19 protein-coding genes are annotated in these 17,193 nt (G+C 38.0%); 1 reads left to right on the top strand and 18 read right to left on the bottom strand.

Features of this window, described 5'->3' with window-relative positions; genetic code table 11:
- Positions 1-4: 4 nt before the first annotated feature.
- The 8 genes from alr to AAG186_RS03345 form a co-directional block, all read right to left on the bottom strand.
- Positions 5-1,123, bottom strand: a complete 1,119-nt coding sequence (gene alr / locus AAG186_RS03380) for an alanine racemase (protein WP_125164631.1) — start codon at positions 1,121-1,123, stop codon at positions 5-7.
- Positions 1,120-2,136, bottom strand: a complete 1,017-nt coding sequence (locus AAG186_RS03375; protein WP_342622003.1) for a D-alanine--D-alanine ligase family protein — start codon at positions 2,134-2,136, stop codon at positions 1,120-1,122. Before AAG186_RS03375 ends, alr begins: the two co-directional genes overlap by 4 nt.
- On the bottom strand, positions 2,137-3,459 hold the full coding sequence (gene murF, locus AAG186_RS03370; RefSeq protein WP_125164633.1) for a UDP-N-acetylmuramoyl-tripeptide--D-alanyl-D-alanine ligase: 1,323 nt from the start codon (positions 3,457-3,459) through the stop codon (positions 2,137-2,139).
- Entirely contained in the window at positions 3,456-4,076 is a 621-nt protein-coding gene (gene nth, locus AAG186_RS03365) for an endonuclease III (protein ID WP_342622002.1), read from the bottom strand. Before nth ends, murF begins: the two co-directional genes overlap by 4 nt.
- Positions 4,073-4,573, bottom strand: coding sequence for a DnaD domain protein (locus tag AAG186_RS03360; RefSeq protein ID WP_125164635.1), 501 nt, complete (start codon positions 4,571-4,573; stop codon positions 4,073-4,075). The genes nth and AAG186_RS03360 overlap by 4 nt, the downstream gene beginning before the upstream one ends.
- A gap of 2 nt (positions 4,574-4,575) precedes the next feature.
- A complete protein-coding gene (locus AAG186_RS03355; RefSeq protein ID WP_331836125.1) occupies positions 4,576-5,037 on the bottom strand; it encodes a transporter in 462 nt (153 codons plus the stop codon).
- Between the two features lie 139 nt (positions 5,038-5,176).
- The gene (locus tag AAG186_RS03350; RefSeq protein WP_342622001.1) at positions 5,177-6,673 is read right to left on the bottom strand and encodes a hypothetical protein; all 1,497 of its coding nucleotides are present in this window, start codon (positions 6,671-6,673) and stop codon (positions 5,177-5,179) included.
- Positions 6,674-6,682: 9 nt separating this feature from the next.
- Positions 6,683-8,479 carry a dockerin type I domain-containing protein gene (locus AAG186_RS03345; RefSeq protein ID WP_161636599.1) on the bottom strand — a complete coding sequence of 599 codons (1,797 nt, stop codon included), beginning with the start codon at positions 8,477-8,479 and terminating at the stop codon, positions 6,683-6,685.
- Between the two features lie 151 nt (positions 8,480-8,630).
- On the opposite strand from AAG186_RS03345, the gene AAG186_RS03340 reads away from it, so the two are divergent.
- Complete coding sequence (locus tag AAG186_RS03340) at positions 8,631-9,290, top strand: hemolysin III family protein (RefSeq protein ID WP_342622000.1); 660 nt, start codon at positions 8,631-8,633, stop codon at positions 9,288-9,290.
- Between the two features lie 12 nt (positions 9,291-9,302).
- Here the strand turns inward: AAG186_RS03340 and AAG186_RS03335 are convergent, their stop codons facing one another.
- The 10 genes from AAG186_RS03335 to AAG186_RS03290 all read right to left on the bottom strand — a co-directional run bounded on the left by AAG186_RS03335 (position 9,303) and on the right by AAG186_RS03290 (position 17,137).
- Complete coding sequence (locus tag AAG186_RS03335) at positions 9,303-9,746, bottom strand: hypothetical protein (RefSeq protein ID WP_125164639.1); 444 nt, start codon at positions 9,744-9,746, stop codon at positions 9,303-9,305.
- Positions 9,747-9,816: 70 nt separating this feature from the next.
- On the bottom strand, positions 9,817-10,881 hold the full coding sequence (locus AAG186_RS03330) for a M50 family metallopeptidase (protein WP_125164640.1): 1,065 nt from the start codon (positions 10,879-10,881) through the stop codon (positions 9,817-9,819).
- A gap of 9 nt (positions 10,882-10,890) precedes the next feature.
- Complete coding sequence (locus AAG186_RS03325) at positions 10,891-11,658, bottom strand: phosphatidate cytidylyltransferase (RefSeq protein ID WP_125164641.1); 768 nt, start codon at positions 11,656-11,658, stop codon at positions 10,891-10,893.
- 1 nt (position 11,659) lies between these two features.
- Positions 11,660-12,340 carry an isoprenyl transferase gene (locus AAG186_RS03320; RefSeq protein WP_125164642.1) on the bottom strand — a complete coding sequence of 227 codons (681 nt, stop codon included), beginning with the start codon at positions 12,338-12,340 and terminating at the stop codon, positions 11,660-11,662.
- Between the two features lie 2 nt (positions 12,341-12,342).
- Positions 12,343-12,888, bottom strand: a complete 546-nt coding sequence (gene frr, locus AAG186_RS03315; RefSeq protein ID WP_125164643.1) for a ribosome recycling factor — start codon at positions 12,886-12,888, stop codon at positions 12,343-12,345.
- 2 nt (positions 12,889-12,890) lie between these two features.
- The gene (gene pyrH / locus AAG186_RS03310; protein ID WP_125164644.1) at positions 12,891-13,604 is read right to left on the bottom strand and encodes a UMP kinase; all 714 of its coding nucleotides are present in this window, start codon (positions 13,602-13,604) and stop codon (positions 12,891-12,893) included.
- A 51-nt stretch (positions 13,605-13,655) separates the two neighbouring features.
- Complete coding sequence (gene tsf, locus AAG186_RS03305) at positions 13,656-14,540, bottom strand: translation elongation factor Ts (RefSeq protein WP_161636601.1); 885 nt, start codon at positions 14,538-14,540, stop codon at positions 13,656-13,658.
- Between the two features lie 2 nt (positions 14,541-14,542).
- Positions 14,543-15,466, bottom strand: a complete 924-nt coding sequence (rpsB, locus tag AAG186_RS03300) for a 30S ribosomal protein S2 (protein ID WP_161636602.1) — start codon at positions 15,464-15,466, stop codon at positions 14,543-14,545.
- A gap of 155 nt (positions 15,467-15,621) precedes the next feature.
- Positions 15,622-16,764 carry an aminotransferase class I/II-fold pyridoxal phosphate-dependent enzyme gene (locus AAG186_RS03295; protein WP_342621999.1) on the bottom strand — a complete coding sequence of 381 codons (1,143 nt, stop codon included), beginning with the start codon at positions 16,762-16,764 and terminating at the stop codon, positions 15,622-15,624.
- Positions 16,754-17,137 carry a hypothetical protein gene (locus tag AAG186_RS03290; protein ID WP_161636604.1) on the bottom strand — a complete coding sequence of 128 codons (384 nt, stop codon included), beginning with the start codon at positions 17,135-17,137 and terminating at the stop codon, positions 16,754-16,756. The genes AAG186_RS03295 and AAG186_RS03290 overlap by 11 nt, the downstream gene beginning before the upstream one ends.
- Positions 17,138-17,193: the final 56 nt, after the last annotated feature.

Genomic DNA, 17,193 nt, shown 5'->3' with positions numbered 1-17,193 from the left:
TCTCTTAGATTTTATGTATATAGATTCGAGGAATATCGTAAAGAATATGACTGATTAATTCATTAATCGATTGTCCTGTGATTGCGATGTAATCATAAATTGTTTGCTTCTCATGACCAAAGAGAATCACGCGATCTTCCAGCGCACAAGGAACTCCGGTCACATCAACCATAAATTGAGACATCGCAATATCACCCACAATCGGACACAGTGTATCATTAATAACAACATGACCACCATTGAGGGACAAGGACTTCATAACCCCATCACAATAGCCTGCTGAGACCGTAGCAAGCATCATATCGTGCGTTGCTTGGAATGTGCGACCATAACCTACATACTCCCCTTTCTTAAGCTCACGCACCATGCAAACGCGTGATTCAAAAGATAGGACGGGTTCATACCCCGCATTTAAAGACATCTCCAGTTGTGAAGGGTGATAGAGACCAAACATAATCATACCGCAACGAACTGCATCAAAGCCTAAATCACCAAAATTAAGGATGGAAGGACTGTTTTGAATATGGGTCATCTTTGGATCAATGCCATCTTGATGGAGCTTTTCAATAACTGTCTTATAACGTTCAAGTTGAAGCATTGAAAATGCAACTGCATCTCCATCATAAGACTGCGCTTCCACAAAATGACTGTAAATACCACAAACTTCAAGACCCTCAAGTGCATAACAAGTCTTAATCTCTTCATAATCTTCCATACCCAAGCGATGAAGGCCTGTATCAACTTTTACATGTGTTTTAACTTTAACACCGTGGTCAAGACCAAATTGATTCAGTTTTAATGCATAGTCATGATTAACAATAACTTGCATTAAATCATACTCAATCAAATACTTAAAATTTGACTCGAGGGTAGCACCAAGAAGAAGAATCGGTGTCGTAATTCCATGGGATCGAAGGTCACGGGCTTGTTCAATGTTTAAAACTGCAAGTACATCAATTTTCATCTTTTCACAAGTATGTGCTACTTCCACAAGACCGCAACCATAACCATTGGCTTTAATGACCGCAATGATTTTCGTTTCAGGTTTAATAATTTCACGCAGTTTTTCAGTATTGTTCAGGATTTTTTGTTCGTCTACAAATACAGTACAGTTGTTAATCATAGTAAATCCTCAATCATTTTGGTAATCAATTCTGGATAACTTACACCGGCACGGTCTAACATTCCCGGATAACGTGATGAACTTGTAAATCCTGGGATTGTATTAATTTCGTTTAAGAAAATACGATGATCTTCAGTTACAAAGAAATCAATACGCGAGAATTGAGCGCAATCTAAAACATTGAATGCAAGCTCACCCAAACGCTGTACATCTTTTCGGACCGATTCAGGGAATGTAGAGATAGGGAGTGTCTCGGTTGCATGTGGGTGATATTTCTCTTGGAAGTCAAACACCTCACCGGAAACATTAACCTGGTCCACTTCACTGATAATCATCTTTTGATCGGTTTTAAGAATACCGAGACCGACCTCAGTTCCTTTGATATACGCTTCAATGAGAACACGGGTATCAAATTCAAACGCAAACAAACATGCTTTCAGTAATTCATCATAATTACGCACATAGGTCACACCAAAAGAAGACCCTTCACGACTTGGTTTCACAATACAAGGATAAGTTACTTTTTCAATATCAATATCGTTAATATGGGTGATTAATTGATAATCAGCCATATTAATGCCTGCTGCTTCACAGATTATATGTGTAAAGCCTTTATCCATACATAGTGCGGAAGAAAGTACATCACAGCCTGTAAAAGGAATGTTTGCACATTTTAGAAGTCCTTGAACTTGTCCCCCCTCACCCATACGACCATGTAACATTAGAAATGCCACATCAACCGGTAAGAGACTTTGATCATCTGCATAAATAAAACCGGGACGATCATAATTAAATTGTAAATAAAGTTCACGATGTCCCTCAAGTTTATTTGATTGCATCATCGCTAATGTATAATCACCCGTATACCATTTTCCATCTTTGCCAATGTATAAAGGTACACAGTCAAACTTATCTTTAGGAAAATGTTCAAATACAGACGCTGCACTTGCAACTGAAATATCATGTTCACTATTAATTGATCCAAAAACTAATGCCACTTGTAACTTATCCATTTACTTTACCTCTTCCATTAAACGCTCGAGTTGATACGAACGTGATCCTTTAATTAATATCATCGCATGCTCATTAAAACAGGGTGTGACCCGTGCCACAAATGCCTCAAACGTTTCATCATTTGTGAATCGCGACGAATCAAGTTTACGTTGAGAAATCGCTTTATTAAATTCTGGTCCTAATGTATGAACCCTTTTAATATCTAAATCTTGGATGCAATCAAGAACTTCAAGATGTGCACGTTGACTTTCAGGACCTAACTCAACCATATCACTCAAGATAGCAATACGTTCCCCTTCAAATTCATAGTGTGCAAGCAAATCAAGAGCATATTTCGCACTGATTGGATTGGACTTGTATGCATCCAACAAGACTAATGCATTCCCTTTGTTTACAAGCTCAGTTCTTAGGGAGGTTAATGCAACGTGATTCAAACCCTCACGAATAAGTCCATCATCAACGCCAAGTTTACGCATTAAGGCAATTACCCCTGCACAATTGCTCGCTTGGTGATTCCCTAAAAGATTGCTTGAATATTCAATACCATCTACTTTAAATGTGATGCCATCATTATTTGAAGCGACATCTGACACAATCCATTCATTATCTTGATTAAAACCAAAAGTGTGCTCACCATGGCTTATATTACGATAGTGTTCAAAATCTCCTTGGTAAAACGATAAATCTTTATGCGTCACAAAATCGAAGATTCTCATTTTTTCCGAAGCAATGTGTTCAATGCTTTCAAAATTCATCATATGTGCTGGTGCTAAACTCATTACAAGTCCTGCATCCGGACGAATACATTCAGCCATGACAGCGACATCCCCGACATAATCAAGACCCATTTCAAAAATACCGAATTCTGTATCCTCATTCATGCGAAAGAGATTGAGGTAAGTTCCAATTTCAGTATTTTGATTTTTGTATGTTGCGATAGCACTTCCAACACGACTTAGAATACTAAAGAGAATATCTTTCGTCGAAGTCTTTCCATTACTGCCTGTAATACCAATAAATGTCGCATTTAACGTTTCACGGTATGCATGCGCAAACATCTGTAAGCCCACCATTGTATCCTCAACGATAATCTGACATACATCAAGATTATCAATTTTATGATCAACAAGAACCGCTACAGCTCCCTTACCAATCACATCTTCAATATAATCATGACCATCTACACGAGCCCCTTTTAAGCACACAAATAAATCTCCTGCTTCCACAGTACGTGAATCGACCTTAACCCCTTGAATTTGCGCTGAACCCAATACAGAACCTTTTACCCAATCCGCAATGATATCGGTTTTTAAATTTTTCATAATTGATGTTTCTCCTTTAATTCTTCTAATAACTCAAAAGCATCCCGCTCATTTCGTGCGGTGCTATGATAACGTCCAAATAATAATAAGAGATGATGAGCACGAGCCCAATCCTCTCGCGGAATTTTACGCATTAACTTACGTTCAACATCCTCTACCGAATCACTTGGTTTGGCAAGCTTTAGCCGTTTGGCAACACGTTCAACGTGCGTATCCACTGCGATTGCGGGAAGCTTAAAACCTTCCGCTAAAACAACATTCGCTGTTTTTCGACCAACACCCGGTAATTTCATCAGTTGAGTGCGTGTTCTGGGAACTTCCCCATTAAAATCCTCAACAAGCATCCGAGCACATGCGACAATATACTTCGCTTTGTTTCGGTACAAACCAATCGTCTTTAAATACGACTCAACCACTTTAACATCTGCCTGTGCAAGTGCTTCGGGCGTTGGATAAGCTTGAAAGAGGGCAGGTGTCACTTTATTCACTGCAACATCGGTTGTCTGAGCCGACAAAGTAACTGCAATCAACAATTCAAAAGGATTGCGATAATCCAAGTCACTTTTCGCATTTGGAAACTCAGCATCCAAAATTTTAATCATTTCAGCTACGGTCATCCTAAACGCTCTTTTTGCTTATTCGCAAGGATTGCATTGATGTATTGCATCGATACTTTTTTATAGATCACAGCATTTCTTAAACCGTCCAAAATATCGGCTTCCGAATATTTTGATAACCATGTATTAAGCGTCATCAACTCATTTTGAGACAACAATCGTCCAAATTCCGATTCAAACACCTCAAAAATCCCTTCATTAACGTATTCATATCGAACCCCGTCTTGAAATAGTCCGTCAAGGTTAAACTCAAGGGCATCTTTCGATACCTTAATCGCAAGAATATTTTGGCGTACTAAATCATGGATTGTTTCATCCACAACTTGACTGTCTAAAGCCGTACGTTCTGCCAACAGTTCAAGCGTAATCGGAGCATCTTGTTGATTCAAGAAATCAATCATTAATAAAACTAGGGTCTGGGTAGGCGTCAGTTTCAGCGAACCCAAATTCTCTAAAATCCAATCACGGCGATTAATATAAGCCTTATTCCACCACATAACTAAAAGTCCTCCAATTCAAAAACTACGGATAAATCATCAACATCTACAAATACTTCTTTATTTTTAGTTTTTAATACATATACAAGTTTGTCATTATAGACACCCAAACGAATTTTACGATTTGAAATGCCCATTGACTCTGCCAAATCATAAACCGGCTCATAGGTAATCATTTCATGTTCACCGAAAGCATCTAAACCTTTATTGAACCACACAATTTTAGAGCCTTCATCTTCTTTTATTTCTGTTATGTAATAAACTTGATCAAGTGAAAAACGACTCAATAAGCGAGCCTCTTCATAGCCTTTTAATTTCATCATCGCTTCAACATGTAATTGATCTTCACGTTCATAAGCACGGCGAGGTCCACCAATAAATCCTACATAGCCGATATAGATTGTCAAAACGATTAAAAAAATCAAAAATACATTTGTTGAAAATGCTTTAACTCTATTTTTCATGTTCACACCTCAATCATTATTTTACCATAATTACAATGAAAACGGCGGACATTCCACTGGAATTTCTTGAAATCAAACTTCTTTTTATCACGGTGCCACTTCGATAATTTATGCGTAAAAAAAAACTGAATTGCTTCAGTTATTTTTTCTTAAATTTAAGGATGCCTTTTCGTTCTAATACACTTGCAACCAATCCACTTGATACAACAGCAAGTGCACCAGAAAGTCCCCAAGTAGCTGTAACATAAGCATTATCGACGTGATCAAAACCGACAACGGACCATTCGATATTTTTGTCGACATCTAGATTATAAAAACCTTGTTTCCCCTTAGAATTGATACCATAAAGCAACTGTGATTCATCTTCTAAATCCCAAGCTTTATAAGTTTGTTTAAATTTCAACTCTGGATCAATTTCAAGAATTTTTTTATCCAATTCCAAGGTATGGTCAACATACGTCGCTTTATTAACCTTTTCATGGTCACTACCATTTGTTGTTGATTGGATAAAGAATGGTTCTTTCTCAGAACGCATCATCATAACCGCATCCCCGAGATAGGCATCATCGTTGCTGAATACACGCCATGATGCTTCGCCATTCTCAAGAGTTAACATCGCTTTTAGATTACCGTTACCAAACCCATTGATTTTTTGGTCCCCAATTTTGATTTCGGCTTGTTTAAATCCAATTGATTCCATGTAGCGATCTAACATCTCATCTTCATAAACCGTCAGATCGTGGTCATCAACCTTTACGACTGTGGGTTCATCTAAATTACGTTTTAATGTGACTTTATATTCCTTCACGACATCCTCTTGAGCACCACGAACGGTGATAACATGCTCTTTTACGTCATCTTTGAATTCATACTCTTTGTCAAACGTTAAGGTAACATCATTGCCGGTTGAGGCAACATCTAAAAGAACTTTATTGACACGTTTAGGTAATGTATACTCGTATTCTGTTTTACCTTCTTCGATTTTTATTGTCTTTAACGTTTCACCATAAAGTTTGGTATCACTGGAAATAATATCGATAGACTCAACTAAAAATGATTTCGCAATTTCTTCCTTGCGCTCTTTTTCTGCTTGTTCAGCTTCTTCTTTGAGTTCTTCAGGTGTCTTTGATGGCGCTTCTGCACCACCTTGACTTGACCCACCTGATGACCCACCAGTCGAACCTCCTGTTGACCCTCCTGATGATCCACCGTTTCCCGATGAGTTTCCCCCACCTGAAGATGCAACGATTGCAACTTCTTTCGATCCTCCAATTGAGAATTCTGAAGCATTCGCAGACGTCGTTGCAGCAACACCAGAGACTGAGATCACAACCGTTCCACTTGATCCCGCAGTTACAGAAATACTCGCACTTTCAGTTTTACTCTCTCCACTTCCAAACGCACCACTGGATGTTTCACCGCCCGCACTACCGTTTGATACAGACGTATTATATGAAAAATACGCTGTTTCGCTAGCACTGAATGTGAGTGTATAATACCCAGTTTCTCCGGGCGCAAGTGATGAAGGTCCTGAGATAGAAATGCTGCCACTTGCGGCATGAACTGTATTCGCATTAAACGGTAATAAGAGGACCGTCATGAGCCCCACAACAACTAATTTTAATATTTTTTTCATGATTCACCTCTAGTTTAAATTACTATTTCCTAATAAATGACTTTTAATCATCGCTAAATCTAATAATGAAATTTTACCATCACCATTAACGTCAGCTCGTTTAAAACTGTCACCACTGAGTTTTGAATTACCTAATAGATGACTTTTGACCATCGCAAGATCGATGAGTGATATTTTCCCATCACCATTCACATCTCCACGTTTTAGATTTGCTTCGTTATGCAACTTACCCGCTACGATTTTAACTTCACTCCCTTTTACATAACCATAGTTATGATTTTCATTATAGGGTGTTTTAAAAGGTCTTGTCTCAGTATCCCAAGGCATTAAATCACGATTTGATGTTAATAATGGATCTGCAGCAATTTTATACCACACCTCTGATCCTTTCTTAATCTCATCAAGAATTAATACATGTTGTCCTGTAACGTTTAATTTGTAGATTGAAGCAGAACTTCCATTTGCCTCTTTATAAACTGATGGTGTTCCACTTGATGTCACCAAACCGATGGTATATTGCTTGTAATCTTTCATACCAATATACCAATCCATGATGTAGAAATACTCTGCAGCTTTCTCGCCCCAAAATGGATCTGATGAATACTTAACGTTAATACCACTTTGTTTATCCCCTAGATAACCGCCATAGTAATTCGCTTCCGTAACATCCATATAATGCCAGTTCAAGAAATGGGTCATATGGTTAGAAATGGACATCCCAATACTCTCATAGACAGTCGCCGATTCAGGTGCAGAATCATAGGCTGAATGCCCAAATATATTTTTATCTTTTAAGGCAATATTACTTCGTCCCCATGCCGACTCATTTACTGCAGTTCCAAATGTAATTAGAGGGTTAATCCCATACTTTTTCCCTTCATTTATAAAGTGACTTTCCGAGCCAACCAATAGTGACTCATGTGGCTGTAAATTCTCAACCTCAGTTACTTTAGGTGAAGGGGCTGCGGTATAACCCTTGCGTGCTAAATATTTATTGATATCTTGCGCAGTAACGGATGATTTTGCACGATTTGATAAATATTGATAGTAGTTATACCAAGGATTTGAAGCATTGACTGCCGCTGCATTTTTATTAAGTTTTAAATCCGCAACCATGGTCTTGAGATTTGTGTAAAAATAATGACCATCTGCCGAATAATAATTGACTCCTTGACGTAAAAAACTTGGTGCTGGTCCAAGAAGAATTGATGCTGCATTCGTTTGATTTGCACCACGACTGATATAGTGAACCAATTCGTTATCTCCATTCACTTTATACATATTCATGGATTTTGCTTCATCGAAACTATATTCTCTAAAGTTCGAAGCATTAACCCAACCTATAGCGCCAGCAATTTGAACTTTATAACGATTGTTTTCTTTGCCATAAAACGGAAAGGCACCACTGTAAAGGACTCCATCTGAAAGATACGTACGTGCTGCTTCCCCTGTTGAATTATTGTATAGAAGAATGGTAGATTTTCCCGATCCATTGGGTTCAATAATCCCCTCTGTACGTTGTGCACGGGCTCCAGAAGAAAAATTCCGCATTTGATTTAATACGGTTACTGTTTCATTGTCTTCACCACCTAAGGATGGGACATCTGGATTTTCATTCAAATCAATTTCCCCCAAATCCTCTTCATCACGAAGCTGTTCAATTTCAGGATCAAGTTCTTGTGTAAATCCCTCCAACCCTTTATGGTCCGCATACGTCGATGCACTTGAATTTACCCCCACAAATCCTAAAATCACAGCACAAATTATCAGTTTTAAGAGTTTCTTTTTAAGTTTAAAACGTTTCATTATTACCCACCGCCTTGGAATAAAATATACCATAATTCCCTCACAATCACAATTGAATGGGTGCATCATGAACAATATTTCACATACGCACACACTTGAATTTACTATAAGTTTATATGTGGATAGTGTAGAATAAACTTAGGAGGTAATTATGACAAACGAAAATTCAATGAAGCACATGATTAAACTTTCTTTTATAGAAGAAGTTCTTAACTGTGTCTCGCACGGAATCATGGCGCTCGCACTTCTTATAAGCCTTCCCTATGTTTCCATTCATGCATATCAAGATGGTGGCGCACTCCTTGCTACTGGAGAAGCGGTATTCGTAATTTCATTATTCTTTATGTTTTTAGGATCTACCCTTTATCATTCAATGGAGTATGGTTCGAATCATAAGTATATCTTTAGATTTCTGGATCACAGTTTTATTTTTGTGGCAATCGCTGGAAGTTATACTCCAATAGCACTTTATGCCATTGGCGGTACATTTGGAATTGTGATTGTTCTAATTCAATGGCTTATGGTAGTATTAGGAATTCTTTATAAGGCTCTGGCTAAGAATGCTAAGCCATCCATTACAGTTGGGATTTATCTAGTGATGGGATGGACTGCTGTCGTCTTAATTCCACGCTTACTAGAAAATACAACGCCCTTATTTCTCGGACTGATTGTCCTTGGTGGTGTCTTGTATAGCATTGGGGCATGGTTTTATATGCAAAAAGATAAACAGTATTATCATTTTATTTGGCATTTATTTATTAATTTAGCGTCGCTTGCGCATTTTATCGCAATTGTATTCTGTATGGCATAAAAAAAGAGCAGATTAATCATCTGCTCTTTTATATGGGCAATCAAAGACATATTCTTGATCTGCATCCACAACACGTCTCATATCGCCATCCGCGACATAATCATGTTCATGCATCCATTCTGCAATTCCCGTATGAACATCCACAAATGAATCCGCAACAATACGTATCAACTCATCGGGTTTCTCTTGAACAAACTTAATCGGTCCAAGGTCTTCAATCGGCTCTTTCACAGCAATGAAAAGCTTAACATCAACAAGTTCGATACGGTCTTCTGAATCATATGCCACTGTATAGTTATATTCTGGCTCTGTTAGTTCTACATTAAGACGAATCAACTCATTGCGTAATGAATCAATTGCTTTTAAGTATAGATCACGAGAATAATCGGGTACCGTAATCTCCATTGTAGCCAGCCACATTTTATCTAATGAAAGTTTTTCAATCTTATACGCCATAAAATACTCCTTTTTACCATTATAACATAAAAAAAGGCTCTTGCCTTTTTTTAACTTAAATCAACTTCTGTTACCCAATAAGTTTACGAATATCGTTGAACATTATGAATACAAAGAGCGCCATAATCATTGCAACGCCAAGAGACATAATGGCATTTTCAATTTTTTCTGGAATCGGTCTTCGAATAATCATCTCGATAAGGGTTAAGAGCGCACGTCCACCGTCCATTACAGGAATCGGAACAAGGTTGATAACCGCTAAACTTACGGATAATTGTGCAATAAGGCTCAAGAAGAAAATAAATCCTTGACTTGAAATTTGAGATGTTACTTGGTAAATCCCAATTGGACCACCCACAGCATTGAGACCCACACCATGAACAAGTCTGCTTAGTACAAAACCAAGTTGCTGGATAATTGTTCCCAGCATTGTAAAGCCCATCATGATCGATTCAAAAAACCCTAAATCGCGATGTTCACCACTAACTGCTTGAACACCAATGAGATACCGTTCTTCTTCTTTATTGAATTCAGGTTTTAGTTTTGTATCAACTTCTTGACCATCTCGCATTACCGTAATGGTAACTTCATGATCTTCATAAACCATAATACTCGTAACGAGCTGATTAAAATCATGAGGAATCACGACTTTCCCATCATCAAATGTTAGTTTTGTAATTTCATCTTGAACGCGTAGTCCAGCCTTTTCTGCCGGTGACCCTTCCGCAACACCTGCCACAATGGGTTTGGGTGCATCAACCGTACCGAGATGCATTGAAAGCCCTGTGAAAATCACAAACGCTAACACTAAATTCATAAAGATACCGGCAAGCATCACAATAAGACGCTTCCAAGGTTTAATCCCAACAATGGTTCGTTCACGTTCGACACCAAAGTCCGCTTCACCTGGTTCACCAGCCATCGATACAAATCCCCCTAAGGGCAAAGCACGAATTGAGAAACTGGTTTCCCAATTTTCTTTCTTATATTCGAAAACTTTAGGTCCCATGCCAATTGCGAATTCATTACAATAGACGCCAAAAGCCTTTGCCGCCATAAGATGACCTAATTCATGAATGAATACAATCAATCCCATAACGAGAACAAAATAAAATATATTAAGTAATACTTGCATGCAAACCTCCTATACAAAGATTGTAAGTATAATATTGAATGTCAAGAGTGCGAAAATCACACTATCAACACGATCCAAGACACCCCCATGACCTGGGAATATATAGCCAAAATCCTTAACATCAAAATGGCGTTTAATTGAGCTAAATGCTAAATCGCCAATTTGACCAATAAAAGGGATTATAAGTGACCCTGCAATGACAGCATTTAAGGGTACGTAGTTAAGAATAAATACTGAACCAAAGATAAAGGATAATATTGCGGACATCGCATAACCGATCACCGCACCTTCAATCGTTTTCTTTGGAGAAATCCGCTCAATGAGTTTATGCTTTCCAAATAGCATACCTCCAAAATACGCAAACGTATCAGTTAGGTATGTAGCAAGAAGTACATAAATAAATACAAACTTATCATAGTTCAATACTACGCTCACAGCTTGCACCGCAAGAACTAACATCATTATGAGGATAAACATATAGGAAACATTATCAAAGGTAAACCATTCGAAAAATACCGTCAGTGCAAAAAGCGTCATGATTAAGACAGCAGTATAGGATGGCAAATAATCGGCTTGAATTAAGCCACCTGTTATGGTAAATGCGATGATAATAGGGACAATAACGGGCTTTAATCGCGATTTATTGAGAAGATATATTTCATATGCTCCCAAAAGAATTAAACCCATGATTAAAGTAAAAAGAGCCCGATTCCCTGCAAATAAGGCTGCACCAAAAACAGCGACTAATACAATGGCAGTGGTTATGCGCTCTTTCATACTAAAGTCCTCCAAATCTACGATTTCGTTGATTGAAATCCTCTACACACGACTTAAACATTGGACGATCAAACTCTGGCCATTGAACATCTACAAAGAGAAGTTCCGCATACGCTAATTGCCACAATAAGTAATTCGAAAGTCGACGATCGCCTCCTGTACGAATTAAGAGATCAACAGGGGGTAATCCAAACGTATCTAAATACGATTCAAATACTGTTTCCGTAACAGTTTCAATACCTTCATCCACAATTGATTGGGCCGCCCGAACGATTTCATCACGTGAACCATAATTCAATGCGAAATTAAGAATTAATTTGTTATTATCTTTTGTGCGTTCAACCGCATTATCCATTACCTTACGCGTACGTGCAGGAATTTTCGTAAGATCACCAATTGTTCGGATCTTAATGCCCTTTTCCATCAATTCATTTAAAAACTTTTCAAAAAACACAGCCGGTAATTTCATCAGATAATCGATTTCTTTTTGAGGACGTTTCCAGTTTTCAGTCGAAAATGCATACAAAGTAATGACCTCAACACCCAAATCTAAGGCTTCCAAAGCAATATCACGTACATTCTCACTCCCGTAGTAGTGACCGAATGTACGCTCTTTTTTTTGCTTTGTTGCCCAACGTCCGTTGCCATCCATAATGATGGCCACATGTTTTAGGCTATTCATAATTAAATTGTCATGATTTCCTTAACTTTATCTTTTGAAATCGCATCAATTTTCTTTGTAATATCATCTGTAAGTTTTTGGACATCATCAAGAAGACGTTTTTCTTGATCTTCTGGAAGATCTTCAAGTTTCTTAATTTCATCATTTAAATCTCGACGAACATTACGTGCAGCTACTTTTGCATCTTCTGCTAAAGTACCAACTTGTTTTGAAACTTCTTTACGTGTTTCTTCAGTTAATTGAGGTACATTAATACGAACCACCGTACCATCATTTTGAGCAAGTAACCCTAGGTTACCGTTATTAATTGTATGTTCAATTTCTTTAAGTGCAGATGGATCAAATGGCTTGATTACCAATTGACGCCCTTCGACTACTGAAATTTGAGCAATTTGTTCAATGGGTGTTGCTGAACCATAATAGTCAATTGACACCCCATATAACATTGACACATTCGCACGGCCTGAACGTAAACCGCCTAAGCGTGTCTCAAAGTTTTCAATTACTTCGTCCATTAAAAGACGACCATCGTTAATGATTGATTGCATCTTTATTTTCCTCCCTTAGATACACGTGTTGCTACTGCTTCACCTTTTACTGCTTTTATTATATTATTTTTTTCATTCATATTAAATACAATTAAATCAATATCATTATCCATACACATCGATGTTGCAGTTGTATCCATGACAGCAAGTTCTTCTTGAATTACATCCATATAGGATAAACTATCATATTTTAAGGCATCTGGATTAACTCTTGGATCTGAATTATAAACACCATCCACACCATTTTTTGCCATTAAAATAACATCAGCTTTAATTTCTGATGCACGTAGTGCAGCAGTAGTATCCGTTGAAAAGTATGCAGAGCCTGTACCCGCACCAAATACGACAACACGTCCTTTTTCTAAATGACGGATTGCACGACGTGGAATAAAGGGTTCTGCGACCTTAGTCATATCAATTGCTGTTTGAACGCGTGTTTCAACACCGTTGCGTTCTAAAGCGCCTTGGATTGCTAAAGCGTTGATTACTGTGCCCAACATTCCCATGTAGTCAACTTGCATGCGATCAATACCTAAATCATCAGCCATACGACCTCTTACAAAGTTTCCTCCTCCGACAACAATAGCGACTTCGACACCATCGTTGACGATTGTTTTAATTTGTTCTGATAAATCATCGAGAACGATCGGATCAAATATTTCTCCATCTTTTGATAGAGCTTCACCGCTTAATTTTAACAATACGCGTTTGTACATGTTGCACGTCCTTTCAAAAAGGACACAGTAACTGTGTCCTTATATCATTAATTAAACTTGAGCTGCTTTTGCAACTTCAGCTGCGAAATCTTCTTCGCGTTTTTCAATACCTTCACCAACTGCATAACGAATAAATGATTCTACGTTAGCATTTGCTGATTTAAGTACTTGTGAAACCTTAGCTTTACCATCTTTAAAGAAGATTTGGTCAACTAAAGAGATGTCTTGCATTGATTTGCTTACACGTCCCTTGATGATTCCAGCAACTACTTGTTCTGGTTTATTTGAAAGTGATTCGTCATTTTTAACGATTTCAACTTGAATGTTTGTTTCATGATCAATGATTTCTGAAGGAATTTCAGCTTGTGATACATATTGTGGAGACATTGATGCAATTTGCATTGCCATGTCTTTTGCTAATTCATCATCTGCGTTCTTTAGAACTGCTAATGCTGAAATTTTTCCACCCATATGCATGTATTCACCGAATACTTCATCATCTGATTTTTCAACGATTGCAAATCGACGTAATGTAATTTTTTCTCCGATTGTAGCTGTTGCAGCAACAACTAAATCTGATACTGTTTGTCCATTAACATCAACTGCTAAAGCTGCATCTAAATCTGCAGGATTAGCTTCAAGAAGTACGTTGCTTAATGTATCAACGAGTTCTACGAATTGATCATTCTTGGCAACAAAGTCTGTTTCTGAGTTTACTTCGATAACAATACCGCGGTTTCCCTTAACAGTAACCTTTGTTGTTCCTTCAGCAGCAATACGACCTGATTTCTTTTGAGCATTTGAAATACCTTTTTCTCGTAACCAGTCAACTGAAGCTTGAATATCGCCTTCAGTAGCTTCAAGAGCTTTCTTACAGTCCATCATTCCAGCTCCAGTAAGATCACGAAGTTCTTTAACTAACTTTGCACTAATCATCTTTACGCCTCACTTTTTTCTGTTTTTGTTTCTGTTTTTGCTTCTACTTTTTCATCACGGTTATTTGTTGGACGGTCATTACGTGTGTAACGTTGTTGACGACGACGATCATCGCGTTTACGACGTTCTTCGAAACGTTGACGACGACGACGGTCATTTTCAGCAGCTTGTTGTTCTACATTAACGATAACGTCTTCCATTGTGATATCTTCAACATCTTGATCTTGATAAGCAACTTGTAATACGCCACCTTTTGGTTCGATCATTGCATCAGCCATTAATCCTACGATTGTACGGATTGCGCGGATTGCGTCATCGTTACCAGGAATTGCGTAATCAACTGCATCTGGATCACAGTTTGTATCAACGATTCCAAATACTGGGATTCCTAATTTACGTGCTTCAGCAACAGCGTTAGCATCTTCAATTGGGTCTACCACAAATAATGCATCTGGAAGTTTCTTCATTTCTTTAATTCCACCTAAGAAGTTTTCTAGACGGTCTTTTTCTTTAAGTAATAATGACACTTCTTTTTTAGTATAAACATTGATTGATCCGCTGTTTTCCATTTCTTCAATTTCAACTAAACGACGAATTGATTTTTGGATTGTACGGAAGTTTGTTAATGTACCACCTAACCAACGTTGGTTGATAAAGAATGATCCACTACGTAATGCTTCTTCTAATACGATTGTTTGAGCTTGTTTCTTTGTACCTACAATTAAAAGTTTACCGCCTTTTTCTGCGATATCTTTCATTGCTGCATATGCTTCATCAAGTTTTTCTTGAGTTTTATTTAAATCGATAATGTAAATACGATTCTTTGCAGCATAAATATATGGTTTCATTTTTGGATTCCAACGACGTGTTTGGTGTCCATAATGAACTCCGCTTTCTAATAATTTCTTCATTGTCACAACTGACATAACTAAATTCCTACCTTTCCGTTAGTCCTCCATCATTTCTAAAGTAGACAACTCATCGTGAGCACGGGGTCTACGAATCCATGATGTGTGAATTAGGCATTCTTTTGATGCCATTGTTTATTTTATCATAATGTCCTTGCTTAAACAAGGCTAAATCACGATTTATCCTTGTCAAAATCCGTGATAAATTGTTCCAATCGATCAAGGCCTTTTTCAAGTACATCCATAGGACTTCCATATGAAATTCGAATAAATCCTTCAGTCCCAAAATAGATTCCAGGGATGGTTACCAACCCATATGCTTCCGCAAGTTTCGTGGCAAAAATTTCCGAAGGCATCCCAAACCTTTGAATCGAAGGAAAGACATAAAATGCACCTTCTGGTTTTACATACTGAAGCCCCATTGCATCCAAGCGCGCTAAAACATACGTTCTACGTTTTGCGTAGGCATCGACCATATACTGTGTATCCACATCCAATGCAGCAATACATGCCGGTTGGGAGAAACTTGAAATTCCAGTTACAAGATTTTGATGAAGACGATGCATCAACTCGATTAAGTGCGCTTCAGCCAAAACATACCCTACACGCCATCCAGTCATTGCATGCGACTTTGAAAAACTCTGCGTAATAATGATTTGGTCTTGAATTGATTCATCCATGCGTAATGATGGAATATTTCCTTCATACAACATTGAACGATACACCTCATCGACAATTACATAAATATCTGATCGTTTTGATAGCACCTCACGGATTGCTTGAATGCTTGCTTCATTATAAACGATCCCAGTTGGATTATTGGGTGTTGCGAAAAGGATTGCACGAGTGCGTGGTGAGATGACCTTCTCAAGCATCGCTGATGTAACTTGAAATTGTGATTCACTGGTATCAAGAAGTACCGGTTTTGCTCCCGCTAGTGTAACTTGCGTTTGATATAACGGAAAACTGGGTGTGAAAATCACCACTTCATCCCCTTCCGTCACAACCGACCAAATCGCCAACGTTAATCCTTCCGTTGCACCATTAGTGATAATCACATTATCAGTTTTGTAAGGATGGATGTTAAATTGTGATTCATAACGAGCGATCGCATCGCGCAAATCAAGATTACCAATCGCTGGTGGATAATGCGTTTCATTACGCGTCAATGCATCCACTGCCGCTTGTTTAATTATTTCAGGTGTATCCAAATCCGGTTCACCAATCGTTAGAAATATCATATCTTCACGACCTTGAAAACGCGCTGAAAACTGACGTATACCACTTAGGGTCAAAGCCTCAATCCTATGCTTCATCCACATACCTCCAATCGCTTGTTTTATAAATTGCATATAAAGGAACTTCTTTACCGTTAATGAACAGTGTTGTTTTTCCAAAAGCATTTTCACGTTGGCCGTTCCAAGAATTGAACTGACCAAATAGACGCGTCACAATTGTCCCTAACCATACATAATCAGTTAATTCACCCACAACAACAATCTTATCCGGATGAATCGATTCAATTTCTTGACGGACAACACGACACAACTCCGGTTTTTCAATCTCATAGACATCCATTAATTGTTCATTGGGAAATCCTTTTCGCAAATCCAAATATTCAAAATCACGGTTTAAATCGGTAAGCTCTTGCTTTACGGAGTCCCGATCACTGATAACTAATAATTTCATGATTGACCTCTTTTCTCTTTAGTATTATTTTATCATAGAACTTCTAAAATCAAGTC

Source organism: Erysipelothrix sp. P66, assembly GCF_038682365.1.
GTDB classification, from domain to species: Bacteria; Bacillota_I; Bacilli_A; order Erysipelotrichales; family Erysipelotrichaceae; genus Erysipelothrix; species Erysipelothrix piscisicarius.
The sequence above is the reverse complement of the archived record's forward strand: the minus strand, read 5'-3'. Positions and strand labels throughout refer to the sequence as shown.

Coding starts and splice junctions, on each gene's coding strand:
- AAG186_RS03295 (WP_342621999.1), bottom strand. CDS start 16,764: ATGAAGCATAGGATTGAGGCTTTGACCCTAAGTGGTATACGTCAGTTT.
- nth (WP_342622002.1), bottom strand. CDS start 4,076: ATGACCGTAGCTGAAATGATTAAAATTTTGGATGCTGAGTTTCCAAAT.
- AAG186_RS03290 (WP_161636604.1), bottom strand. CDS start 17,137: ATGAAATTATTAGTTATCAGTGATCGGGACTCCGTAAAGCAAGAGCTT.
- rpsB (WP_161636602.1), bottom strand. CDS start 15,466: ATGTCAGTTGTGACAATGAAGAAATTATTAGAAAGCGGAGTTCATTAT.
- AAG186_RS03320 (WP_125164642.1), bottom strand. CDS start 12,340: ATGAATAGCCTAAAACATGTGGCCATCATTATGGATGGCAACGGACGT.
- murF (WP_125164633.1), bottom strand. CDS start 3,459: ATGAAAAATTTAAAAACCGATATCATTGCGGATTGGGTAAAAGGTTCT.
- pyrH (WP_125164644.1), bottom strand. CDS start 13,604: ATGTACAAACGCGTATTGTTAAAATTAAGCGGTGAAGCTCTATCAAAA.
- AAG186_RS03360 (WP_125164635.1), bottom strand. CDS start 4,573: ATGTGGTGGAATAAGGCTTATATTAATCGCCGTGATTGGATTTTAGAG.
- AAG186_RS03325 (WP_125164641.1), bottom strand. CDS start 11,658: ATGAAAGAGCGCATAACCACTGCCATTGTATTAGTCGCTGTTTTTGGT.
- AAG186_RS03340 (WP_342622000.1), top strand. CDS start 8,631: ATGACAAACGAAAATTCAATGAAGCACATGATTAAACTTTCTTTTATA.
- frr (WP_125164643.1), bottom strand. CDS start 12,888: ATGCAATCAATCATTAACGATGGTCGTCTTTTAATGGACGAAGTAATT.
- alr (WP_125164631.1), bottom strand. CDS start 1,123: ATGATTAACAACTGTACTGTATTTGTAGACGAACAAAAAATCCTGAAC.
- AAG186_RS03350 (WP_342622001.1), bottom strand. CDS start 6,673: ATGAAAAAAATATTAAAATTAGTTGTTGTGGGGCTCATGACGGTCCTC.
- AAG186_RS03355 (WP_331836125.1), bottom strand. CDS start 5,037: ATGAAAAATAGAGTTAAAGCATTTTCAACAAATGTATTTTTGATTTTT.
- AAG186_RS03335 (WP_125164639.1), bottom strand. CDS start 9,746: ATGGCGTATAAGATTGAAAAACTTTCATTAGATAAAATGTGGCTGGCT.
- AAG186_RS03375 (WP_342622003.1), bottom strand. CDS start 2,136: ATGGATAAGTTACAAGTGGCATTAGTTTTTGGATCAATTAATAGTGAA.
- AAG186_RS03345 (WP_161636599.1), bottom strand. CDS start 8,479: ATGAAACGTTTTAAACTTAAAAAGAAACTCTTAAAACTGATAATTTGT.
- AAG186_RS03330 (WP_125164640.1), bottom strand. CDS start 10,881: ATGCAAGTATTACTTAATATATTTTATTTTGTTCTCGTTATGGGATTG.
- tsf (WP_161636601.1), bottom strand. CDS start 14,540: ATGATTAGTGCAAAGTTAGTTAAAGAACTTCGTGATCTTACTGGAGCT.